Source organism: Cyclobacterium plantarum, from assembly GCF_011290685.1.
GTDB classification, from domain to species: Bacteria; Bacteroidota; Bacteroidia; order Cytophagales; family Cyclobacteriaceae; genus Cyclobacterium; species Cyclobacterium plantarum.
In genome coordinates this window covers 401,646-424,933 of sequence record NZ_JAANYN010000002.1, presented here as the reverse complement: position 1 = coordinate 424,933, position 23,288 = coordinate 401,646, and the positions used below count along the sequence as shown (strand labels likewise).

The window sequence follows — 23,288 nt, the reverse complement described above, 5'->3', positions numbered from 1 at the left end:
TTACCTTTATGATTACTATGAAAACTTATCAGTTTACGGCCCAAATAGAAAAAGATAAGGAGACAGGCCTCTATGTGGGGCTTGTTCCTAACCTGCCGGGTGCCTATACCCAAGCAGCCACATTAGACGAGTTACAAACTAATTTAAAAGAAGTTATTGAGTTGTGCCTGGAAGAGTTGAGCCCTGAAGAACTAAGCGACCTGTCCGAGTTTATAGGCTTCCAACAGATATCGATAGCTGTATGAGTAAACTACCGTTGGTAGATGCCAAAACCTTAGAAAGGTTCTTTTACTGTTGGGGTTTGAAATAAAAAGGCAAAAAGGAAGCCATGTTTTTTATCGTCATCCCGATGGCCGTTATACCACAATACCACATCATAAGGGCAGAGATATCGGCCGTTCATTAATTACGGGCGGTACTTCGGCAAGTAGAAATTACGCCAGAGGAATTCATTGAACTGTTAGGCGGGATATAAACCATTCGTTACACATCTCCTCTCAAGCGACATAGCCGGACGCTCCGAAATGAGGCCTGGAGTAGCGACAACGTTCACAGGTAAAGCGGCGTTCGTCATCGTCATCCGGCAAAAAGCCACGCCAGCCCGGCGCGGCAGCCTTCTACGAATAGTTTAAAAAAACAGGATGTTCCAGGCAGCTGCACCGTCCGTCCCAGGCGGATGCTCGCCTGCCCCCAAACCGCTCCACTCCCTTGCTTTTTACCCATACCCGCCGGATTGGGGGGCTTTCTTTTTTTTCGTTTTTTCTTTTAAGAATATGTTTTTTTAAGAGGGATCCCGCACACACCTTCTTTTTTTCAATTGAAATTTTTCAACTGAAGAAGAAAAAACTATCTTTATGGTTGTCCAGGGGGGCGAAACGTTCTTTAATAAAGGTTGTGAGGAGATTGGAAAAGCTTTGGAAATTGTTGTGCAGGAGCATACCGCTATGGGTTCAATGGCAAGGAAGAGGATTCATCGGGAGAATGGGGCGGACAGAGCCATTATGACTACGGGTTTAGGATCTACAACCCCTCCATAGCGAAGTTTTTGAGTGTGGATCCGTTGGCAAAGTCTTATCCGCTGCTGACACCATATCAGTTTGCGAGTAATAGACCGATTGACGGGGTTGACCTAGACGGCTTGGAATACCTGAGGGCGGATGAGGCCAGGATCAAGATGATTGGGGGAAAGGCCCATATTAACCTGGAGAATTTCAATAGAATAACTCGGGGAGCCTGGCACCTAAGGAACATGAAAGGGAACTAGCCTGCCGGTAATGTCGGGTGGCCTACGGCCGTGGGTGAGGTGTCACCCATAGATCGTTCCAAAACCTCAGAAAGTGCCAGTCTTGATCATACACTTGGCGCTCCCGATCCAAACTATATTTTAGGGCAGGACAAAGTTCAAAACCGAAAGGCAATAAGTATCCGATCGGGTGTCTCCGGTGGGGCGAAGGGGGCGGCAGGCTTTGCATTTGCTCTTAACTCGGTCACCTGGGGATTGGAACAATACGGAATTTTTGCCAACAACCAGGATATGGGGCTGGTTGATGAACATCTTTCTCTTTTGCGAAATCAGGTTGCAGAGGATATAAACCGAGCACTTGAAATACCCGGGATGATTCCAGAAAAGTACCGCAATATTCAGGAACTTGGAGGTATATCAAACGTGGTGTTGTCCGGAGTGAACCCGACTGAGAACCAAGAAATTTATGATATCGGAATTCGCATTGTGAAAGAAATATCAGACAATTACAGGCCTCCAATTCAGACGCACCATTACGAAAACGGTCCTGGGCTAACGCTAATGGACAACACCAGTATGGGATCCAAGTCATTCCCGAAACCTGATGAAGAATAGGACGGAAAAAAGGGAGTTTTAAAACTTTCCTTTTTTATTTATACAAGGCCTTTGTACAGTCCATCTTAAGACTGTCGGCCTGTATGGTCATTTTCATCAGGTAGCCAAAGCTTACAGTGTCCCGAACCTTCCTGAGTTTGGTCACCTGGAACTTTCTGTTGAAAATCCGGTTTTCGGTTTTAATACGAAGATATATTTTTTCTTTTTCTTCAAATGCTGACCAGATACCTGTCTGTTTTACAGTATTCCTATCATCCCAATTGTCTATTGGCAAATGGCAGGTATTGTCTGGTTTCAAATCAAAACCATTGCTGTACAAATCCCAAAGCACAGGCTCATCGTGATAGTACGCCTGATCAACTACCCATCCCCCCTCTAGTTTATTCTCGAGTGGGTTACAAGCAAAGAGGGCCAAAGTCAGAAAAAGTAACGCTGCATTTTTCATTTTTAAAAACTGTCTAAAGATTCGAAACAATGTTTTTTTTGTAATGAAAGTTTTCAGGAACCCCAAATCCATCAGGAGGCATACGCCTGTTTTGCCTTAAAACCCCTGATAGCCAGGTCTAGGAAGTTCATGATCATGCTTTTGGTCTCGCACTCCATTTCCTGGATGAGCTCAAACTTTTTGAACAGCTCCTTGTCCTTTATCTGTACCTGCCCGTTTTCACTCACCAGGTAGTCGGTGGATACTTCCAGTGCATCGGCGATGCTTTTGAGCACATCGGCCGGGGGCACGGTTGTGCCGAGCTCGTACCTTGAAAGGCTTTTGAGGTTGACCCCCGATATTTTTGAGAGTTCCCCCCGGGACAATTTTTTCTGCTGCCTTGTGAGTCTTATTTTCTCCGATACAGTCATAACCGGGAGTTTTTGAATTAAAAAAAGCCAATTTAAGGCTTAATGGGACAAATATAGGCAGAATTAAAGTATGATAATGACCGAAGACACCATCAAATACATCGGATGGAAAGTTGACATTTGCCACCCAAAAAAGCCAAATACTGAAATATCATCCGTTGGAACAAATCAAATTGTAATATGGAATCGTTAACTTTACTGAACTTCAAGAAAAAACCAATGGATACAGTTAAAATACGGGAAGAAATAAGCCAATACCTTCAACACGCCGATGATCGGTTGTTAAATCTCATTCATGGGCTGATCAAAGCAGACCAAATAGCTTCACCAGTTGGATATAAACCCGATGGTTCGCCTATCACAAAAGAGGAACTAATATCCAGGGCAGAAAGGTCTGAACAGGACATTAGAGAAGGCCGTGTAAAAACGTCAAAACAGGTCAGGGAAGAAATGAAGAATTGGTAGTCCATGGAGGTTAGGTTTTCAGAGTGGGAGAAAATATGCTTAAAAGAGATTTACGATCATTATTCAGAAGAAGCCAGTCCCGAGAAAGCTTCTGACATCGTAAATTAAATAATTGACAGAGCAGAAACGCTTGATAACTATCCGGATAGAGGGAGAGTAGAAGATGACCTGATATCTCTTGGGAAAGGGCACCGGTATTTGCTGGAATATCATTACAAAATCATTTACAAGGTTGATAGTGAAATTGTAATTGTCACCGATATTTTTAGCAACTATCAGAAACCTGCCAAGAAACCTAAAAGGAATAAATAGCCACCGACCAAGGCTACCCTTATACCAGTGTCTAGCACATAAGTTATCCTGAGCCACCCACAAATAAAATAAAGCAAGGTTTAGTGGACACCTACGACCCGCCTTTCGGCATTTGGAGCGCATTCTTTTATTTCCTTTTAGGGAATTTCATTTAAAATATAGTCACCGCTTCTTTCTTTTTCAACTGAAAGAAAAAAACCCGTCGGCAACGGAGAAATACAAACAGGCAAAGCTGGAAGAACTGAAACGGCAGATACAGAGACATCATCCGCTGGGTTAGGATTAAAAAGTTTGGAAAATGCAACTAAATATAGTTACTTTTAGTTTATGTCTAAGAAGTAAAAACTGATCGCCAGGTTTTTGGGCATGCCATCCGACTTTCATTATGAAGAGATGGTGAAACTGCTTGGATACTTTGGTTTTGAGGAAGTAAAGAAAGGCAAGACCTCCGGTTCGAGGGTGAAATTCGAGAACGGTGAAGGGGTTCCTGTCATGCTCCACAAGCCCCACCCAACCGGATTATGAAGCAATACCAAATGAAACAGGTCAGAGAACTATTGGAGTTATGATATCGAGCCTGCCCGGGGCAGTCGGGCATGACGCAAACGGCCCACTGAGGGATGATTATAATGGTGAGATTTCCCGTCCGACTGGTGTCATCCGGGCGGGCATATGTCCTTTAAAAAGCAAATTAAAATCATATGAAATATCTGGAATACAAAGGTTATACGGGCAGCATTGAGTATAGTCCCCAAGACAGTCTGCTCTATGGGAAAGTGTTGGGAATCAGGGGTCTGATCTCCTACGAAGGAGAGACCGGAAAACACCTGGAAGCGGATTTTAGAGAAGCCGTTGATACCTATCTGGCTTATTGTAAGGAAGGAGGGAAATCCCCTGAGAAGCCATTTAAAGGGAGTTTCAATGTAAGGATACCGGCCACATTGCATCAAAGAGCTGCTCTATTGGCCATGGAAGCCAAAACCTCACTGAACAACTTTGTGGCCGAAGCGATCCGGGATAGGGTCGACAAAGAGCCTGCCTGACCATTTTTTTTGCAGGAATGCATGTATTTGGAGGAAACTGGAGTTCTTTTTCTATTGATCTAGCAATGATGAGGGTGTTTTAAATGCCGTCAAATCACTTTTGAACATTGAGGACGAAATGGATTTTTGGGAAGGGTTAAATGCGGAAGACCGGGCAGCCATCGATGAGGGTCTGGAGCAGTTGGATAAAAGGCAACACCTGTCTCATGAATCGGTCCGTGAGGAAATCAAAAACCGGTTCAATTTTTAGGTTTGGCCTTGGCGATCCGCTATTCTCTTCGTGCAAGGCATGAGTAAATAGAATTGTTGAAATATCATCCGTTGAGATGAAACCCACAAATCCCAAAAAAACGTTAACTTTATGAGGACAATACATAAAGAGTATGGACATTAAAGCAGAAAAACTAAACCTGATAGAACAGCTGGCAAGACTGGAAGATATAGAGATAATCCAGCAGATCAAAGAATTATTGAGTTCCCAGAAAGAACCAATAGCCGGTTATAAACCGGATGGAGGCCCCATTACCAGGTCAGAATTGATAGCAAGGGCGAGGGACGCAAATAAAGCTATCAAAGAAGGAAGGGTGACCAGTATTGAGGATCTGGAAAAAGAATCGGAAAACTGGTAAGCAGAATGAATGTTTTAATCACCGATCCTGCCAAAGAATCATTGAAAAAAATTTGTAAACACTACAGAAGTTTAGAGTTAGATTCTTATGCTATAAAGGTACGAAAGGTGATACTTGGAAAAGCCAAGAGTTTATCGGACAACCCGGAAAGAGGGCAGAAAGAAGAAATGTTACAATCCCTCGATCAGGACCACCGTTATTTATTGGTCGAATCCCACTTTAAAATCATCTACCTAATAGACGTAAAACGGGTCATAGTGACCGATATATTTGACACCCACCAACATCCCGATAAAATGCCCAAAGGGAACCGGTAACGATCAATCAACAACTAATTAGAAACATACTACGCCGTGTCATATGTGCACTGGGGAACTTCGCTGCAAATCCGTGGCATCCGCAGGTAAAGCAGTGTTCGTCATTGGCAGTCGGCAAAAAGCCAAGCCATCCCGGTGAAGCAGCCTTCCACGGATAGTTTAAAAATGGGGTGTTCCAGGCAGCCGAACCGCCCGCCCCAGGCCGAACCCGCCTACCGGAAAACCGCCCCACTCCCTTGCTTTTTGCCCATACCCGCCGGATCAGGGGCTTTCTTTTTCTTTTAAAAAAATGTTTACAAAAAGGTAACCCGCACACACCTTCTTTTTTTCAATTGAAATTTTTCAACTGAAAAAGAAAAAAAATATCTTTTTAATTGTCCACAGGGATGAAAAGTTCTTTGTGTACAGGTACGGAAAATGGTTGTGAGAAAGTTGTAAAAGCTTTGGAAATTGGAGTGCAGGGATTTACCGTTATGGTTTATGAAGGTGGTTCTGTTGGCTTGTGGTCATGTTGAAGCGTTTATAATATTCTTCCAAAGTGATTGCCCGTTTTCTTTTTCTAAAATTATTGTAAGAGGCAGTACAAAAGCACCATCCACCGGGATTGGGAAAACCTGAAGAAGTCTGCCTGGTCACTTTCAGGTTTCCGTTTCCCAGTGCAACCGGCACATCTGTGTGCCCAGTGCTGGATCATGGTTGGAAGAAAGGTATTCTTCCCCAGCTAACTGGTATATTTCCGGGGCGGCACAGGGGATTTGCCCCACATACTTCTGGGCTGCTGCTTCATTTCCCTTACCAAAATCCAGCGGGTCTTCACTGCGGAAAACATGGGTAATGGCCTTGACATAATTTTGGGTTCTGAACAGGTAAAAATACCCCTCCCTGTAAACCACATGGGGGCATTCTATTTCCCACCAATTTCTGCCATACTGATGTGCCCGGTGTACCAGTTGGTAATCGGACCAGTGGAGCAGGTCCCTGGAAGTACGTACGAACATGCCGCCTTTTTGTGGATCCCCATCTTCCAGCCCGGTGTAATACAAGTGCCAAAGGCCGTCTATCTTGATAAGGCAAGGGTCTCTTGCCTCTCCGGGACCTGAAAAGGCCCGGCTCAGTCCATCATCAAAAGTATACCTGTTCCACTTCAGCCCATCCTTGGAGGTCATGATGCAAATCTGGCATTCCGTATCGAAGCTTTCATTTCGGCTATTGCCCCTTGCAGGGATACCTTCCTTGTTTCTTCCGGTACTGTGTCCACCATAAAACATATAGTACAGGCCCTTTTCTTTTACAATAAAGGGAGATTGTATCCATTCTTCTTTGTCCCATCCGTTTATGCTTTCGCCGAATGCAGCATTAGCGCGGATAAATTCCCCGGTGTCTTCCCATGGGCTGTCTGTCAGGTTTTTGGATTTCCAATGATAAAGAATTCTTCCCCATCCGGTATGACGCACACAACCCCATAAATGCCAATATCCGTCATCAGCCCGGAAAATATGGTGATCTACCGATTCATAGGTCCTGATTTCCCCATTTAAGCCTATTTTTACGGGAATATTATGGCTTCCCTTCAGCGGAGGAGGGCCGATAAGCCACCAGTTCTCATCCAGGATTGGCCGGAGTTTCTTATTGGCAATTCCCGGGCTGGTATTTTTGGTTAACAATGGAGACAAACCACTTCCTGATACCAGACCAAAAGTCCCGCAAAACACACTATTCTTGAGGAAGTTTCTTCGGGAAGTTATTTTTGAACTCGTTCTGGTAATTTGATTTCTTTTTTTCAAAGCAAAAGAGAATGGGAAATAAGGGGAATTTCAATATCTTAATACAATTGTTAAAAGGAATTGATCTTTTTACCTTCTACCTGACAGACAATTTACACAATGTATTTTTATTTCCAAGACGCTTAATTGGTTGAATAACCTTCTTAAAAAATACACAAAGGTATGCAATGCTTTGGGGAAGATAAAAGGTTGGGGGAGGAGCCTTTTTTATAACCAGACTATTTTTTTATTTTATCTTTTTGTGAAGATTGTGTTACTAAATTCCTCAAAAAATTATTTTTATAAATTTATTTGAAAGTATGATAAATTTTCACAAAATTTATTGAATTAATTCTTGAAATCCCTATTTGTTTGTTAAAGGGAAACACAATCAATTTTTATAAGAATATTCAGATCAGGTAATCAATGGTATTTGCCTCAATTGACTAATAAATGAATCAGGATGAGGCAGGTGAATAGCATGCAACGGGCGAATTATAAAAACTTAATAGATGGAAATATGAAAATTTAATATACACCCACAAAAGGCCTATTCTGGCTTCATTTCACTAAATTTTTATTTGCGAAAACCATGTACTTTGGTTTACCTCATTGAGGATTTTCCAAAGCCAGGTTTTCCGGCATTTATACTTCCTACATTCCAAAATCAAAATCAATGAAAAAAAATGTTCCAAAATGGGGGAAACAACGGTACCTATGGTTGTTGACCTTGGTTTATTTCCTTTTCTTCAGTCCCTACCTGGCCTTAACGGCAAATGCGAAGGAGATGAGAGAAGTGAGTGTTGAGGGTACAGTTACAGACGAAAACGGTGAACCCTTACCCGGTGCCACCATCACCATCCAGGGGAGTACCAGCGGTACCGTATCTGATATCGATGGGAATTTTTCCATCACCGTACCAGAGGGAGGCAGCCTTGTGGTTTCCTACATTGGTTATGTCACACAGGTCATACCGATCACCAACCAAACCCGGTTAACTGTCCAAATGGTTCAGGATGAGTCCTCCCTGAATGAAGTATTGGTGGTTGGCTACGGTACCCAGGAAAAACGCGATGTTACCGGGGCTGTCTCTTCCATAAAGGGAAGCAACATCCAAAACCTCCCCGTGTCCGGAGCGGCGCAATCATTGCAGGGAAGAGCAGCTGGGGTAAATGTGGTAAGAAATGGGGGAGCACCTGGCAATCAGGGATCCATCCGGATCAGAGGTACAGGAACCCTGAATAATGCAGATCCCCTGGTCATCATTGATGGGGTACCGGGAGGAAACCTGAACGATGTAAATCCCAACAATATCGAATCCATCGAGATTCTCAAGGACGCATCCGCATCGGCGATTTATGGTACCCGTGCTGCAAATGGGGTGGTGATTGTCTCCACCAAGCGAGGTGATTTTGACCAACCCCTGAAATTTGAATTAAATGGCTATACCGGGCTTTCCAATGCCATCAAAACCATAGATGTACTGGATGCGCCCACGCTGGCCCAATTAAAAAGAGAAAGGTACACCAATGATGGCCTGGCCATCAATCCCATTTGGGAGAACCCGACCTATCAAACCCAAAGGACCAACTGGCAGGAGGAGTTTTTGGGCCAGGGAACGACCCGCAACATAGACCTGACACTTACCGGTGGCAATAAAAACTCGTCCTTTATGCTTTCGGGAGGGTATTTCAATGAAAAGGGAATGATCACCAATTCCGATTTTCGTCGCCTTAGTTTCCGTTTGAATTCGGACCACAAAATCAACGATCGCTTTAAAATCGGGCAAAACTTGCAATTGGTTTCCATCAATCAGACCAGCCCAAATACCCTTTCTGCTCAAACAGGCGTATTGTGGAGCGCTATCCGCTTTCATCCTGGCTTGCCTGTTCGCAATGCTGACGGCTCATACAGTTCGTCTCAGATATCAGGTGAATTTGGAGATATCAATAATCCGATTTTCACTCAGAAAACACAGGACGAAAACAATACCAGCCATAAATTGCTGGGCAATATCAATGCGGAGTATGAAATCCTGGAAGGTCTTAAGATCAGGGCAAATTTGGGTTTGGAAGGAGCTATAAGTGATGGTTATAATTTCAATATTATCGTAAACGACCAGATACGGGCCTCACCCCGTAATTCTTTGTCGAGAAGCTATAACGAATACTACTCTGTACTTGCAGAGTATTTTGTTTCCTACGATAAAGTATTCGCCGATTTGCACAAGGTGAATTTCGTCGGGGGATACACTACACAAACCTTTAACTCGGATGGATTTAACGCCAGCAAGCTGGATTTTATCGACGAGTCCTTTGATCAGCGGTTTTTGGATGTAGGGCAAACCTTGAATTCCATCGGAGGAGGAAAGTCCTATGATGCGCTGGCTTCTTACTTTGGGAGGGTTGCCTATAATTATGACGAAAAGTATTTGCTTACAGCTACTTTCCGGAGTGACGGTTCCTCTAAGTTTGCCCCAGGAAACCGATGGGGTTATTTCCCGGCCTTTTCATTGGGATGGAGAATCTCGGAAGAGTCATTTTTCCAAAACATCGGCTTTATTTCCAACCTGAAGCTAACAGGTGGTTGGGGAAGCCTGGGAAATCAAAATGTTCCCGGTTTGCAATACCTGGCGCTGATTAGCTCGGGCAGAAGGTACTCCTTTGGGGGTAACCAAACAGTGGGCGCAGCACAAACCAGAATTCCCAATTTGAACATTACCTGGGAAGCTGCTCAAATGACCAATTTCGGTTTGGATATAGGATTTCTGGACAACCGCTTTTTGGCCAACTTTAATTATTTCATCAAAGATACCAAAGACATGTTGATTGCTCCCCCTACGATTGGCTCCATCGGTACAGCCCAGATCCCCAATCAAAACCTTGGGGAACTGAGAAATCAGGGTTTGGAAATAGAGCTTTTGTTTCGTGAAACCCAAGGGAAATTGTCCTACTCCATTAGCGGGAATGCGGCTTTTATCAAAAACGAAGTCACCCAATTGGTGGATGGAAACTTTATCGGGTCCAGGTTATACGGAAGGTCCAGCCAGGAACTTTCCAGGACTTACGAGGGATTTCCCATTGCCAGTTTTTATGGCTGGCGGACAGATGGGCTTTACCAGACCAACGAAGCGATTCAAAACGACAGCAATATTGCGAATGATCCCCGCAGGACATCGGGCTTGATCCAACCCGGGGATGTTAGATTCATCGATCTGAATGATGATGGGTTGATAGATGATAGTGATAGAGAAATTATCGGTAATCCCCATCCAAAAATGGTTTATGGACTGAATGCGGATCTGGGTTACGGTAATTTTGACCTCAGTCTGTTTTTTCTGGGGAATGCCGGATTTGATATTTACAACGCCGATAGGATGCAGGGGATCGACCCTACCTATCCTTTTAACATGTATGCAGAAGCAGCCAACCGCTGGAACGGACCTGAAAGCAGTAATGAAATTCCCAGGATGACTACTAAAAGAGACAATCTCAACCACCGCACTTCGGATATGTTTCTGGAGAAAGGGGATTTCTTCAGGTTAAAAAATCTGGTTTTGGGATATACCCTGCCTGGAATGCTGACTACAAAAATAGGCATTTCCAAAGCCAGGTTTTACCTGACCGGACAAAATGTTTTTATCCTGACCGGATACTCAGGTATGGATCCTGAATTGGGTTATACCGACGGGAATTTGCAGTTAAATGCAGATTATGCCCAGTATCCACAGGCCCGAAGTTGGACCATAGGTACCACCATAACTTTCTAATCAAAATGAAGAAAAATAATATCATATACCTAGTTCTGTCCCTTATGGTATTTTCAGCCTGTGAGGACAATATTTTGGAAACCGTACCCTATGGACAGTCCACTTCTTCGCAATTCTGGCGAAACGGGGAGGATGCTGTGGCGGCGGCCAATGCCATGTATGAGCCATTGGTGGTGGAGGACTTTTATGGACATGCCGAACATACCTTTGATATTCCTTCCGATGATCAGTTCAGGGCAGGGGATCATGGAGAAGATCAGGCCATAGAGTCGTTTACATTTGATCCTGGTAACCCCCAATTGTTTTACAGTTGGAGACATAAGTATGAGGTGATTTCCCGGGCGAATGCCGTCCTGATCAATGTTCCGGATATCAACATGGATCAAAATCTGAAAAACAGGACCCTGGGAGAAGCACATTTTCTGAGGGGATTTATGTATTGGCGGTTTTTGGTCATTTACGGGGGAGTACCCTTGATTCTGGAAGAGGACGTTTTAAATAATGAGTACAATAAGCCCAGGGCAAGCATAGAGCAGGTTTCCGCACAGATAGCTTCGGATTTGATAGCAGCTGCAGACCTTTTACCGGTAAGCCATGGTGCAGATGACCTGGGAAGACCGCATAAAGGTTCGGCCAATGGATTATTGGCCAAGCTGTACCTGTACCAGGAGGATTTCGCCAAAACCATAGAATTTGGACAGAAGGTTCTGGATGGAAACTACCCATTGTCGGATAATTTTTCGGATAATTTCAGGGTGGAAACCCAAAACAATCCGGAAATGCTCTTTTCTATTCAAAGCCTTCAGGGATGGCAGGAAAACACCCATGTGATTTATACCACACCCAGACCTTGGGGAGGCTGGGATTTTCACGAACCGGTACAGGATCTGATCGATGAATTCGAAGCAGGTGATCCCCGGCTGGACTATACCGTTTACCAACCTGGAGACATGGTAGACCTGGGCGGAGACCGGGGCCTCACACCTTACACCGAGGATTTGTCATCCACCGGGTATCATTTCAGAAAATACAGCTCCTGGCGACCTCAGGGAGGGTTGAACATGAGTCACAATAACCCGATTTTGCGGACTGCAGACGTTTACCTGATGGTGGCTGAAGCCAAGATCAGATCAGGTCAAAATGGCGATGCTGAGCTCAATGTGGTAAGAGAAAGGTCTGGCAGGTCTCCGGTAAGTAATGCCACAATGGAGGAAATCATTCATGAGAGAAGGGTGGAATTGGCAGGTGAAAACCAAAGGCACCAGGATTTGATCCGATGGGATAAAGCGGATATTGTGGATATTGTCGCGTTGTATCAAAAGGATTTGGGCCCCTTGAAACCACCAAGGACATTCCAAAGACCTAAACATTACCTTTTCGCCATACCACAAAGGGAAATCGATTTGAGCAATGGGGTTTTGACACAAAATCCGGATTATTGATGCAAAAGCTTGCCATCACTTTGGTTCTTTTCTCTGTCCTTTTTTGTGCTTGCCAAAGCCAGCCGGAAAAACAGATATTGGGCAAGTGGAAGTTGGATTCCGCTTATTACCATTACAATCAATTTGGTTTCAGCAGCGATGGCTGGCACCAGGAGGAAGTATATGAATTCCTTCCTTCAGGAGAAGCCAGAACCAGGGCCCAGCATTCTCAGGTTTCCAATGCATTTGAGGTCAAGGGAAACCAGCTGAGTTACTTTGACGAGCAGGGCACTTTGATCAATACTTATGAGATTTTGGCGATTAACCGGAATCATCTGGTGCTCAGGGCAGAAAAGGAGCCGCTTTTCAAAGGAGGGAATCAGAATAGATTTGAAGTACGCTATTTTTCCAGATTCGATTGAATAGGATAAATGGCCAGTTGATTTCCCTCAGCGTCAAAATATTTTATTTGATTTAGTCCTTTTTCATAAATAATACTATTGGGTTGCTGGGTCAGATACCCGGCACCCCAGTAGTATTCTTTTTTTCTGCTATCCCCAGTCTGATAGTGTAGCTCTACGTAAGCAGCTCCTTTTACCTCCGGAGGGTTAAATTCAGGCATTTGGGCAGGAAATATATCCAACCATTCCGTGTCCTGATTATTCTTCAATGCCAGCCCAAATGATTTTTGTTTGACCTTCAATTGGATCAAGCCCTTCTGGTCTCCGGAGATCCAGGGGTTTTGCTGTGGAACGGTGAAACCACCTTTTGGCTCTCCATGAAGCATCAATCCATAGGAAGCATCATAGGGGCCGTTTATGGCTTCAGCAGAAAAGTTATTTCCCGAAAGAAAAAGGTCTGTCATTCCATCTCCATTAAAATCGGCTGCTAAAATCCCGTATATCGGAGCGACTTGTGCCACTGCGGGCAAAGGAACAGCTTCAAATGTCCCTTTCTTGTTGTACAATACCAATGACGAAAAAGTTGCCGCCTGCAGCATTTTGGGATCCTTATCCAGGCCTGCTTCAATAATGGAATTCAAATCTGCCTTGCCATAATCCGCATAGGTGCGGTACTTTTTCTTCAGCGAGGGAAGCTGCTGGAACAAATCGTCTCTGGGGTGAACGGGAAACCTTTGACCCTCCCAGATCCTTGAGATAATGGCTTCGACCTTGCCGTTTAGATCAAAATCCGCCCAGTGGATCTGAAGTGGTTGATCTTGTTCGGTTTGGTACCGGCTGTTTAAGCCCAGGTTGCCCAGCACATAATCTGTCCAACCATCCTTGTTCAAATCCACACCGATGATGCTGTTCCACCATCCGGAAGTATCCGATAGCCAAGGAATTTCTTTTTTACGCACCAATTTTCCCTTTTGGTTTTCAAACAGTGTAATTTCCATCCATTCCCCCACCACCCACAGGTCAAGCCATCCATCGTTGTTGTAGTCCGACCAAAGTGCTGCGGTGACCATGCCTACCTCAGCCAAACCAGGTGCAATTCGGTCGGTGATGTCCTCGAATTTCCCGCCTTGATTCAATAAAAGCTGGGATTTGCCTGGTAAGGGATATTGGTTGGGTTCCAGTCTTCCTCCAATAAAAAGGTCCAGGTCACCGTCCTTGTCAAAATCTCCACCGATCACGCAAGATCCACTGACCCGGGCTTCAGGCAGTAGCCCCTGACTGAGCATTAAATCGCCACCTCCCTGGTTCAGGTAAAGCCTGTCCTGGTAAAGGGGATCTTCTGTTTTGAATTCATTCCCCCCTGACACCACATAAAGGTCCATATCACCATCTCCGTCTGCATCAAAGATGAGGGCCCCCATGTCTTCATGTGCTGCCTCCTTTTCCGGAAGAGACCGGATGTCAAAATTTCCCTTTGCATTTTGGATAAAAATTTGACCGGCCTGCCCGTGTGCTCCTGAAAAATACATGTCCTCCAATCCATCTCCGTTGATATCCCCAACTGCAGCTCCAGGTCCCAACTGGGAATGCATTTGAGGCAATAAAGGCTGGAGGTTAAAATCGGCATAATACCGCTCTTCATGTTTAAAAGCAGGTAGTTCTTCCATCATGCCAGGTAATTTTTTTTCCAGTTGCTTTTTTCCTTTGATTTTATCCTCTAGATCATTTCGCTGTTCCAGTATAAGCGTCTGGTCTGCGGGCAGGTCAACCAATCGGTGGGTATCGCCATTGGGCCAGACGACTTTCAATGAATCTATGGAAATCTCTTGCCCAAGTCCAAAATGAATGGTTTCAGAAACCGAGGACTGGTAGCCCCGGCTGAGGTAGTGTTCGTAAAACTGCTGTTGTCCTCCGGAATATACATGCACTTTTGTACCGAGGGCCTGAATGTTGGGAGGCAAGCCCTCAAGTTTGACTTTCAGGTAATGATTGCCCTTTAGCGAACTTGAATTGTTTTGGTATAAAGTAGCAGGAGAGTATGTGTTGTTAATGACCAAATCCTGGCTACCGTCATTGTTGAAGTCGGCATAGGCTGCGCCACTGGAATAGGAGGGAAGCTCAATGCCCCAATGCTTGCTGACATCTGAAAAGGCAAGGTCACCGCGGTTTTGGAATATATAATTGCTGGTATGCGCGCCTTCCAGCTCCTTCAGGGCTTCACTGACCTGCCGGTTGCTGAGCCGGGCAAAACCGGATTTATAATCTACAAAATCCCTGTTGGTAATGTCCCGGGGATAACCATTGGTAATCAGGAGGTCTTTCCAGCCATCATTGTCCAAATCTACCCACAGGGGCGCCCAACTCCAGTCCGTAGCACTCAGTCCGGCTAGATAGGAAATATCCGAAAACAGCGGAAGACCTTCTTTGCCAAAACCCCTGTTGAGCTGCAGGGTATTGCGCATGAGTTGGGGTTCATAGCCACTTTTGATTTCCGATATATACCTGTCGTTTCCGGTTTTGCCAAACATTAATTTTTGTCTGAGATTGTCAGGAGGTAACATGTCCACGCTAATGATATCCAGCAGGCCATCGTTATTGAAATCAGCAATGTCATTGCCCATGGCCGAATAACTGGTATGTGGAAAAGCCTTTCCTGCCATGTTTTGGAAAGTTCCGTCTTTTTGGTTGATGTATAACAGGTCATTGGAAAGGTAGTCATTGCTCACATAGATGTCGGGCCATTCATCCTGGTTGATGTCTGCAATGGAAACCCCCAACCCATACCCTTCCAGTGTTATTCCTGCCTGTAATGAAATGTCCGTAAAGGTATGGTCCCCATTATTGCGGTAGAGTTTATCCGTATTCAACATCTCTCCGTTTATCCTTTTGGGGCGGATGATATTGGGACCGGTTTCATCGGTCATGTTGTTGAGTAGATAAAGGTCCAGGTCCCCGTCCCGGTCGAAATCAAAAAAAGCTGCCTGGGTACTGAACCCCTGATCTGCCAGGCCATAGGCTTCCGCTTCCTCCCTGAAAGTCAGTTCCCCCTGGTTGATATACAATTCATTGGTTCTTTGTCTGGCACCATATGGGCCTGAGAAACAAATGTAGATGTCGCGCAGGCCATCCTGGTTAATATCGATAATGCTGACTCCAGTGGCCCATTTGCCCTGGGTCTCTATGCCGGAACTTGCCGTGATGTTTTCGAAGGTAAAATTCCCTTTATTGATATAGATCTCCGAATTTCCCATGTTGGAGGTAAAGAACAGATCGTCCAGTCCGTCCGCATTAAAATCCGCCACGGCCACACCGGCTCCATTGTAGAAATACTCGAAAGTGAGGATGTTCATAAACTCGTCCTCAACTAAGGTATTCTGAAAATCGATGCCGGATTGGGAGGAAGGAATTTCCGAAAGCAGGCTGGGTTCCTGGCAGGAAATCCCAAAAAGCAGGGCCAACATTGCCGGAAACGAACGTACAGATGATAGCTTCATGGAGCGCAGGGTGATTGAGCCAATTTAAGGATTAAAGATACTGGATTTGGTAGGGTAATGGGAGACGAGGGGATTAATTTTTTGTGAAAAAGGCAGTATGGCGGTTGGCCAGGTTTCGTGTGAGGGCTACCTATTCATTTTTGTGAAGTGATTTTATCTGTTTTTCGGGCTTTTTAATGAAATATTTAGTATCATTAAACCCTGACAGCGCAATGATTTTATCAGTTCAATCCTACTGAAGCTAGTTTCATAATTACTGACTCGGTCAGGTATATATACGTTATGCTGCATTGTAAATTTTTCAAACCCGAAACTTTTACTTATCTTTAGCGTTAGTAACGTGAAACAGAATAACTAGTGATAAATTCTTTTGGAGACAAGGAAACCGAAAAAATCTGGAATGGCATGCCATCCAGAAAGCTACCCGGAGAAATCCCAAATGTTGCAAGAAGGAAATTAAGGATGATTAACAATGCCCAAATCATCAATGATTTACGTATACCACCAGCAAATCACTTAGAAAAGTTAAGTGGAAAATTGGAAGGCAATTATAGCATAAGAATCAATAAACAATGGAGAATCATCTTCAAATGGGAAAATGACACCGCTTTTAAAGTACAAATTGTAGCCTATCATTAATAAAGTTTAAGAAATGGATAGATTAAAAAACATACATCCAGGGGAAATACTAAAGGAAGAATTTTTAACCCCGCTTGAAATAACTGCTTACCGGCTTTCCAAAGAAACATTTATCCCCCAGACCAGAGTAAGCGAAATCCTTAAAGGAAAACGTCGGATAACGGCCGACACTGCTTTGAGGCTCTCAAAATTTTTCGGGATCTCAGCTAAGTTCTGGTTAGGGCTCCAGGATGATTTCGATCTGGAAGAAGAGAATATTTCAAAACAAAGTGAACTCGATAAAATCCGACAGATTGAAGATCACCCAGCATTACCTTAGCCTGGCGTCAGCGGGCGGTTCCCGTGAAAATAAAAGTTCAGGCAGTGTCAGGATTTCGAATAATTTCACTTCTGCTATGTCCTCAGTGGAGTTTTTGGAATCAAACATTTTTACCGCCCGAGCCACAGATTTGCCTTTTACCAAGCAAAAAAAACAGAACCAATAATGAACTTTAGAAAAGCGACAAAAAATGATATTTCAATAATTGTGGAAATGATTGCTGATGATGAGGTTGGAAGAACTAGAGAAAATTTTCAGGTTCCATTACCAGCCGAATACCTTAACGCTTTTGAAAAAAAAAGTACTGACGGAAATCAAGAACTCATTATTGTTGAAAACGAAAGCCGTTTTTAGCTTTTATTCAAATATCCTTTTATCAAAGGGAAAGGCTACTACGCTGATTATTTTAATTTTTCCAAATTCCTTATGATAAGGGTTAATTAAAATATTGAAATCTCCCTGTACTACCGCAGAAGGGACTTTTAATAGGCATTCGTCAGAATCAATAAATTCATCTCCAATTTTTTGTGTGCTGCGATTGGGTGGATGGTGATTCCAATTATCAGGAAGGTCCTTTATGCTAATTTCCTTTATTTTTAGGGTATCTGGAATTTCGATTTCAATCATTGTATAGTCACTCGGCAAAGTAGCCAATGTTACATGCACGGCCACTTCAGCCATGGCCAGAGCCCTGCTTTCGGCAGTATAAATCATTTCAGTTCCTTTTGAATTCCATCTGTTTCCTGATTTTGAAGCTCCTTTGCCACTTAAGGTTTTTGCATATTTCTTTTTCGAAAGTCTAAAAACACGCATTAGGCAAAGATTCCCTGGTCAATTCGATTCAATTCTGCCAATACCATCTCTTTCCCATACGAATCCTTCAGTAATTCAGCTGGTTTTAAATTGCCTAATGCGTAGGAGGGTGTGTTTAGCCAAAGATAAAATTGTTTTGGCGTATCAAACACTTCATTTCCCAAATGGGTAACTTCAGCTAATTCAATAATTTTCTCTGTATGTATCGGTTTAAAAAAATAATCCCTCTCATTGCTGTGTCTGTGTAAGGTTTTTTTAGATACGTTCAAATATTCCGCCCAATCCTCTTCGGTAAAAGGGGTGATATCCTTAATTTTACTAAATAATGTATAAGGTAAACCCTGCCTGATTACACGAATGATTAGCATTTTATTTTCAAAAAATTCTGAATAGGTCAACTCTTCAGCTAGAGTTTCCGGCTTGACATCGACCACTTTTGAAAGTAAATCCCGCAATTCACTGGCAATACTCGTTGAATCAGATGAATCGTTCTTTTGTTCTTCGGAAATCATAGTATAGACGTTTGTCTTTAAATATAAGACAATTGTCAAAGGTTTAAAAATTTATGGCATCCAAATTGAAGTTTTTGGCGAATAGCACCCAATCTGGTCCGTTTTTTACCTTACCAATCTAAAACCTGAAGAAAAAAGTTGGTTTTGGAACAAGTTGTTTGCTTGTTGGCGAATTAATCCTGACAGGATGCACCTGTTCAAAGTCTCCCGTTTTTATTATCCTGTAATTTCCTTTATTGTCAGCTAGTAATGTTCGGTCAGACCCGAAATAGACCAGGAAAAGGAATAATATTTGTGGTTAAGGGGTATTAGCTGTATATTTAAGCTTATTCTAAACCGAAAACCAATAAAAACCATGAATTATTCCCAAAGCTTGTACACCTGCTTGATGGCGGTGCTGGTAATGGCTGCCTGCGGCAGTCCAACCGAACAATCGGAAACCCCATCCCCTTACTTCACGGCTGATGAAGACCAGGGTGGCTTGAACCTTGGTGCCGGACTACAGGCCTACGTAGTAGCAGAGGACCTGGGAAGGGGCCGTCACCTGGCCGTGAATGAAAATGGCGATATTTACATGAATCTGCGCGAAGCCACCGAAGAAGGGGGAATAGTTGCCCTGAGAGACACCGACGGCGATGGCCGGGCAGACGACATCCAATACTTTGGTGATTTTGGCGGTACCGGCATGGCCTTTTACAAAGGTAACCTATACGCATCAAACGACAGTACGGTGTTCCGTTTTACGTTTTCGGGAGACAACCTGATTCCGGATAACGCTACTGCACCCGACACGATTGTGTCGGGTCTGCCCGTACAAACGTCCCATGCGGTGAAGCCCTTTACCTTTGACGAGCAGGGCCACATGTATGTGAATGTCGGCGCACCTTCCAATGCTTGCCAGGAGCAAGACCGTACCAAAGGCTCTCCCGCAATGGATCCTTGTCCGCTATTAGAAAGACACGGCGGCATTTGGCGCTTTGATGCCGAGCAAACGGGACAAACGCAGCTGGAACATGGTTACCGGTTCTCTACAGGCATACGAAATGCCGTGGCACTGGACTATAATTCGGCAGATGGCCACGTATATGTGGTTCAGCATGGACGCGACATGTTACACGGTCTCTTCCCTGAAATGTATAGCGAAGAGGAAAGTGCCGAGCAGCCAGCGGAAGAAATGTTCCGCTTAAGTGACGGGGCCGATTTTGGCTGGCCGTATTGCTATTATGATCCCTCTCAGGACAAAAGGTTGACGGCTCCGGAATACGGTGGTGACAGGGAGCAGGCCGAGCGCTGCGAAGGCACCGAAGATCCTGTCATGACATTCCCTGCCCATTGGGCCCCCAATGACCTGTTATTTTATACAGGAGATCATTTACCGGAAAGTTACAAGGGAACAGCCCTGGTAGCCTTTCACGGGTCCTGGAACCGGGCGCCTCTGGAGCAGAAGGGATATTTTGTGGCAGCAGTACCATTTGAAAATGGTGCGCCCACTGGGACCCACGAGGCTTTTGCAGAAGGTTTTGCCGGAGTGGAAACCATTGAGGCCCCGAGCGATGCCAAGCACAGGCCCACGGGTCTGGCACAGGCTCCGGATGGTACAGTGTTGATTTCTGACTCGGTAAGCGGAAAAATATGGAGGGTATTTTACCAGGAAGACGAGACCATGGCCATGAAATAAATAGGATTAAGGTTTTGGCCTTTTTGTAAAATTAAGCAAAGCCGGTTTCCCCATCAGGAAGCCGGCTTTTTTATTTCAATTGGGTTGAGGGTTTAAGGCAAGTTTTTTATTCCCTATTTATTTTGGAGAAGTTAACCTGGGTTTACATGGTTTTGGTTTTCGGGTTCGTTTTCACGATTTATCATTCTTCTAAAACAATTATAATGATGCTATCCGCTGCCTGGGGCTAAAAATACGGGCTAATGATATTGGCCCCGACCGGGGCTTGTTTAAGAGCGAAAAAAGCAGGTGAAAATTAATTAAGGATGCTTTTTTGTGTTTTTCTTGGTTGGTTTATTGATTATGCTTACATATACCGTCAAAATTGAATCGTTTTTCTAGCCACATTCAATAATATGATTTATTCGGCCACTTCTGTCCGTACATTCGATAGGGTAAGTGATTTTTTTAAAGATATAGCTGTTTGTACTAAATATACAATGGAATTAAATTAAAAAGAATTCCGGAGTATCTCTACCAAAGCCGTAATATCAATGGATGTTTTGTGTAAATTGCCGTAACCCTTCCAGGGTAATAAACATGCGAATTTTTTATACCGTCAATATAAAATAAAAACCCAAACTACTGAAAATGAAAGCCTTTACAAAAACCAAATATGGAGGGCCTGAAGTCCTTCAGCTAGAAGAGGTAGAAATGCCCATTATAAAAGAGGGGGAGATCCTTGTAAAAGTATTGGCCAATTCAGTCAATCCAGCAGATTGGCATATTCTCAGAGGGAAACCGTTTTTTGCCCGATTTGCTTTCGGCTTGTTCAAGCCAAAGGATAGAATACCGGGAGCTGATTTTGCAGGAATTGTGGAGAAAGTAGGGGATAAGGTCAGTGAATTTATGGTGGGAGACAAGGTGTTTGGGGAAAATCTTAAAGGAGGTGCTTTTGCCGAATATATTTGCTCATCGGCAAGCGTTTGTGCCCACATGCCGGCAGGTGCGGCTTTTGCAGAAATGGCCTGCGTACCTATAGCGGGGTTAACGGCCCTGCAGGCACTCCTTACTCACGGAAAAATAAAAAAGGGAGAATCGGTATTGATTAACGGTGCTTCGGGAGGGGTGGGTCATTTCACAGTTCAGATTGCCAAAGCCTATGGTGCCAGGGTAACTGCTGTTTGTTCCAACAGAAACCTTGATTTTGTAAAAGCCATGGGGGCAGATCACCTGATCCCCTACGACAAAGAAAATATCCATCAACACAGTGCAAAATATGACCTGGTCATAGATAACCATGGCAACCTTACACATCAGGATTTTCAGCGCATGGGTCATCGGGGGGTGATTGTGGGATTCACCACCCTTGGTAATATGCTTGCGCTGCTTTCAAAAAATGCCATTAGCAAATTCCCCCTGGCACAATTCACAGCTGAAGCCAATACGAAGGACCTGGAGGTTTTGGCCACTTTGATCGAAAAGGGAAAAATTAAAGTGCACATTGATAAGGCCTTTGCTCACAAGCAATTGCCGGAAGCCATCAGCTTTATTGAAGCCATGCGGACCAGGGGAAAAGTGGCAGTGGTCTGGGATGACTAATCTATAGCTTTTGTATGGGGATTGATTCATTGCATTTTTTATTCCATATGGTATTTAAGCTAAAATTAACATAATCAAGCTGTTTACCTGAAATCCATTTTTCCCCTGCAACTTTCCAGAACAGAAAAATGACTTACTTTCAGGCTTATGTGGTCGTGGCATATTCTTTGCATCTTTATTGGAATAAATCAAAAATAGATCACTGTCCATGAAAAGTTTTTTCGTAGCCACCTGCATTTTGATTAGCCTGTTTGTTTTCAATGCCTGCGTTCAGGAAGATCCCGTTCCTGACCCCACAGAAGATAGGGCCCTGCAATTGGTGGAGGCTTTTCCAAACCTCAGTTTTAACCGGCCACTGGATATCCAGCACCCCGGGGATGGGTCTGACCGCCTGTTTGTAGTGGAGCAGCACGGGGTAGTTACCGTATTCCCCAACCAACAAGAAACAGGAGAAAAATCAACCTTCCTGAACTTGGTGAATCAGGTCAACGATACTGGAAATGAAGAGGGTTTATTGGGACTTGCCTTTCATCCCGATTATGCCAGCAATGGATTTTTTTATGTCAATTACACCGCTTCCAATCCGGCGAGAACGGTGATTTCCAGGTTTCAGGTATCAGAATCGGATCCCGATCAGGCTGACCCGCAAAGCGAAATGGTGCTTTTGGAAATTGATCAGCCCTATACCAATCATAATGGGGGGAAAATTGCTTTTGGTCCGGATGGCTATTTGTATGTTTCAGTTGGAGATGGAGGATCAGGAGGTGATCCGCAGGGAAATGGGCAAAACCGCGCCACCCTTCTTGGATCTATATTGAGGATTGATATCGATGCATCATCTTCCGGAAAGAATTATGGCATTCCGGCCGACAATCCTTTTGTTGGCAATGAGGAGGGCTTTCGGGAGGAGATTTATGCCTATGGTTTGAGAAATGTGTGGAAGTTTAGTTTTGATACTGAAAGCAACCGCTTATGGGCGGCTGATGTCGGACAAAACCGCTTTGAGGAAATCTCTCTTATAGAGAATGGAGGGAATTATGGATGGAATACCATGGAGGGCTTTGAATGCTTTGATCCGGAGTCAGGCTGTGAGCAGGAAGGGCTGGAACTTCCAATCTGGGCATATGACCACAGTGAGGGAGATGCCTCTGTCACAGGCGGATATGTATACAGAGGAGCTGCCATACCTGAATTACAGGGACAATATGTTTACGCTGACTTTATATCCGGAAGGATATGGTCACTGGAATTTTCCGACCTAAGCGACCCGATCAATAAAGAATTGATGCAAGCTCCTTTCCCTGTAGCCGCTTTTGGGCTGGATCAGGAAAATGAACTTTTGATCAGTGGATTTGATGGTAAAATTTACAAGTTTGATTATCAGTCTGATTAAACAGCTTTCTAATTTTATTTGCCAAT

23 protein-coding genes and 2 pseudogenes are annotated in these 23,288 nt (G+C 44.1%); 19 read left to right on the top strand and 6 right to left on the bottom strand.

What is annotated here, in order from left to right; genetic code table 11:
- Positions 1 to 8 precede the first annotated feature (8 nt).
- From G9Q97_RS05820 to G9Q97_RS05805, 4 genes and pseudogenes are all read left to right on the top strand, one after another.
- Positions 9 to 245: a type II toxin-antitoxin system HicB family antitoxin gene (locus tag G9Q97_RS05820; protein WP_205603658.1), complete on the top strand. Its 237-nt coding sequence runs from the start codon at positions 9 to 11 to the stop codon at positions 243 to 245.
- Positions 246 to 285: 40 nt separating this feature from the next.
- Positions 286 to 456 (top strand): annotated as a pseudogene (locus G9Q97_RS25360) (type II toxin-antitoxin system HicA family toxin); the annotation flags it as partial.
- Between the two features lie 490 nt (positions 457 to 946).
- Positions 947 to 1,264: pseudogene (locus tag G9Q97_RS25355) on the top strand (RHS repeat domain-containing protein); the annotation flags it as partial.
- Positions 1,265 to 1,303: 39 nt separating this feature from the next.
- Entirely contained in the window at positions 1,304 to 1,858 is a 555-nt protein-coding gene (locus G9Q97_RS05805) for a hypothetical protein (RefSeq protein WP_166144052.1), read from the top strand.
- A gap of 34 nt (positions 1,859 to 1,892) precedes the next feature.
- On the opposite strand, the gene G9Q97_RS05800 is transcribed toward G9Q97_RS05805, so the two are convergent.
- Together G9Q97_RS05800 and G9Q97_RS05795 are read right to left on the bottom strand one after the other, a co-directional pair.
- Positions 1,893 to 2,303, bottom strand: a complete 411-nt coding sequence (locus G9Q97_RS05800; RefSeq protein ID WP_166144050.1) for a hypothetical protein — start codon at positions 2,301 to 2,303, stop codon at positions 1,893 to 1,895.
- Positions 2,304 to 2,374: 71 nt separating this feature from the next.
- Positions 2,375 to 2,713, bottom strand: a complete 339-nt coding sequence (locus tag G9Q97_RS05795) for a helix-turn-helix domain-containing protein (RefSeq protein WP_166144048.1) — start codon at positions 2,711 to 2,713, stop codon at positions 2,375 to 2,377.
- 219 nt (positions 2,714 to 2,932) lie between these two features.
- Between G9Q97_RS05795 and G9Q97_RS05790 the strand changes: the two genes are divergently transcribed.
- From G9Q97_RS05790 to G9Q97_RS05765, 6 genes are all read left to right on the top strand, one after another.
- The gene (locus G9Q97_RS05790; protein WP_166144046.1) at positions 2,933 to 3,178 is read left to right on the top strand and encodes a hypothetical protein; all 246 of its coding nucleotides are present in this window, start codon (positions 2,933 to 2,935) and stop codon (positions 3,176 to 3,178) included.
- Positions 3,179 to 3,856: 678 nt separating this feature from the next.
- Positions 3,857 to 4,015, top strand: coding sequence for a type II toxin-antitoxin system HicA family toxin (locus G9Q97_RS24955; protein ID WP_317168722.1), 159 nt, complete (start codon positions 3,857 to 3,859; stop codon positions 4,013 to 4,015).
- A 176-nt stretch (positions 4,016 to 4,191) separates the two neighbouring features.
- Positions 4,192 to 4,533 (top strand): type II toxin-antitoxin system HicB family antitoxin, encoded by a 342-nt coding sequence (locus G9Q97_RS05780; RefSeq protein WP_166144044.1) that lies wholly within the window; start codon positions 4,192 to 4,194, stop codon positions 4,531 to 4,533.
- Between the two features lie 100 nt (positions 4,534 to 4,633).
- Positions 4,634 to 4,783 carry a hypothetical protein gene (locus G9Q97_RS05775; RefSeq protein WP_246255448.1) on the top strand — a complete coding sequence of 50 codons (150 nt, stop codon included), beginning with the start codon at positions 4,634 to 4,636 and terminating at the stop codon, positions 4,781 to 4,783.
- Between the two features lie 133 nt (positions 4,784 to 4,916).
- Positions 4,917 to 5,162, top strand: a complete 246-nt coding sequence (locus G9Q97_RS05770) for a hypothetical protein (RefSeq protein ID WP_166144042.1) — start codon at positions 4,917 to 4,919, stop codon at positions 5,160 to 5,162.
- 5 nt (positions 5,163 to 5,167) lie between these two features.
- Complete coding sequence (locus G9Q97_RS05765) at positions 5,168 to 5,479, top strand: type II toxin-antitoxin system RelE/ParE family toxin (protein WP_166144041.1); 312 nt, start codon at positions 5,168 to 5,170, stop codon at positions 5,477 to 5,479.
- A 638-nt stretch (positions 5,480 to 6,117) separates the two neighbouring features.
- Here G9Q97_RS05765 and G9Q97_RS05760 read toward each other — a convergent pair.
- Positions 6,118 to 7,263 (bottom strand): glycoside hydrolase family protein, encoded by a 1,146-nt coding sequence (locus tag G9Q97_RS05760; protein WP_166144039.1) that lies wholly within the window; start codon positions 7,261 to 7,263, stop codon positions 6,118 to 6,120.
- A gap of 655 nt (positions 7,264 to 7,918) precedes the next feature.
- Here G9Q97_RS05760 and G9Q97_RS05755 point away from each other — a divergent pair.
- From G9Q97_RS05755 to G9Q97_RS05745, 3 genes are read left to right on the top strand one after another with little or no spacing between them, the layout of a single operon-like run.
- On the top strand, positions 7,919 to 11,011 hold the full coding sequence (locus G9Q97_RS05755) for a SusC/RagA family TonB-linked outer membrane protein (RefSeq protein ID WP_166144037.1): 3,093 nt from the start codon (positions 7,919 to 7,921) through the stop codon (positions 11,009 to 11,011).
- 5 nt (positions 11,012 to 11,016) lie between these two features.
- Positions 11,017 to 12,453 (top strand): RagB/SusD family nutrient uptake outer membrane protein, encoded by a 1,437-nt coding sequence (locus tag G9Q97_RS05750; protein ID WP_166144035.1) that lies wholly within the window; start codon positions 11,017 to 11,019, stop codon positions 12,451 to 12,453.
- Complete coding sequence (locus G9Q97_RS05745; protein WP_166144033.1) at positions 12,453 to 12,854, top strand: hypothetical protein; 402 nt, start codon at positions 12,453 to 12,455, stop codon at positions 12,852 to 12,854. Before G9Q97_RS05750 ends, G9Q97_RS05745 begins: the two co-directional genes overlap by 1 nt.
- On the opposite strand, the gene G9Q97_RS05740 is transcribed toward G9Q97_RS05745, so the two are convergent.
- Positions 12,833 to 16,327, bottom strand: a complete 3,495-nt coding sequence (locus G9Q97_RS05740; protein WP_166144031.1) for a VCBS repeat-containing protein — start codon at positions 16,325 to 16,327, stop codon at positions 12,833 to 12,835. The genes G9Q97_RS05745 and G9Q97_RS05740 overlap by 22 nt on opposite strands.
- A 357-nt stretch (positions 16,328 to 16,684) precedes the next feature.
- Between G9Q97_RS05740 and G9Q97_RS05735 the strand changes: the two genes are divergently transcribed.
- The 3 genes from G9Q97_RS05735 (at position 16,685) to G9Q97_RS05725 (ending at position 17,639) form a co-directional block, all read left to right on the top strand.
- On the top strand, positions 16,685 to 16,966 hold the full coding sequence (locus tag G9Q97_RS05735) for a type II toxin-antitoxin system RelE/ParE family toxin (RefSeq protein ID WP_166144029.1): 282 nt from the start codon (positions 16,685 to 16,687) through the stop codon (positions 16,964 to 16,966).
- Positions 16,967 to 16,979: 13 nt separating this feature from the next.
- Positions 16,980 to 17,285 (top strand): HigA family addiction module antitoxin, encoded by a 306-nt coding sequence (locus G9Q97_RS05730; RefSeq protein WP_166144027.1) that lies wholly within the window; start codon positions 16,980 to 16,982, stop codon positions 17,283 to 17,285.
- A gap of 165 nt (positions 17,286 to 17,450) precedes the next feature.
- A complete protein-coding gene (locus G9Q97_RS05725) occupies positions 17,451 to 17,639 on the top strand; it encodes a hypothetical protein (RefSeq protein WP_187357711.1) in 189 nt (62 codons plus the stop codon).
- Between the two features lie 3 nt (positions 17,640 to 17,642).
- Here the strand turns inward: G9Q97_RS05725 and G9Q97_RS05720 are convergent, their stop codons facing one another.
- Both G9Q97_RS05720 and parS read right to left on the bottom strand, forming a co-directional pair.
- Entirely contained in the window at positions 17,643 to 18,098 is a 456-nt protein-coding gene (locus G9Q97_RS05720) for an RES family NAD+ phosphorylase (RefSeq protein WP_166144025.1), read from the bottom strand.
- The gene (gene parS / locus G9Q97_RS05715; RefSeq protein ID WP_166144023.1) at positions 18,098 to 18,610 is read right to left on the bottom strand and encodes a type II RES/Xre toxin-antitoxin system antitoxin; all 513 of its coding nucleotides are present in this window, start codon (positions 18,608 to 18,610) and stop codon (positions 18,098 to 18,100) included. The genes G9Q97_RS05720 and parS overlap by 1 nt, the downstream gene beginning before the upstream one ends.
- A gap of 355 nt (positions 18,611 to 18,965) precedes the next feature.
- Between parS and G9Q97_RS05710 the strand changes: the two genes are divergently transcribed.
- The 3 genes from G9Q97_RS05710 (at position 18,966) to G9Q97_RS05700 (ending at position 23,262) form a co-directional block, all read left to right on the top strand.
- Positions 18,966 to 20,288: a PQQ-dependent sugar dehydrogenase gene (locus G9Q97_RS05710; RefSeq protein WP_166144021.1), complete on the top strand. Its 1,323-nt coding sequence runs from the start codon at positions 18,966 to 18,968 to the stop codon at positions 20,286 to 20,288.
- A gap of 630 nt (positions 20,289 to 20,918) precedes the next feature.
- Positions 20,919 to 21,869 carry an NAD(P)-dependent alcohol dehydrogenase gene (locus tag G9Q97_RS05705; protein ID WP_166144019.1) on the top strand — a complete coding sequence of 317 codons (951 nt, stop codon included), beginning with the start codon at positions 20,919 to 20,921 and terminating at the stop codon, positions 21,867 to 21,869.
- Positions 21,870 to 22,077: 208 nt separating this feature from the next.
- Positions 22,078 to 23,262: a PQQ-dependent sugar dehydrogenase gene (locus G9Q97_RS05700; protein WP_166144017.1), complete on the top strand. Its 1,185-nt coding sequence runs from the start codon at positions 22,078 to 22,080 to the stop codon at positions 23,260 to 23,262.
- Positions 23,263 to 23,288: the final 26 nt, after the last annotated feature.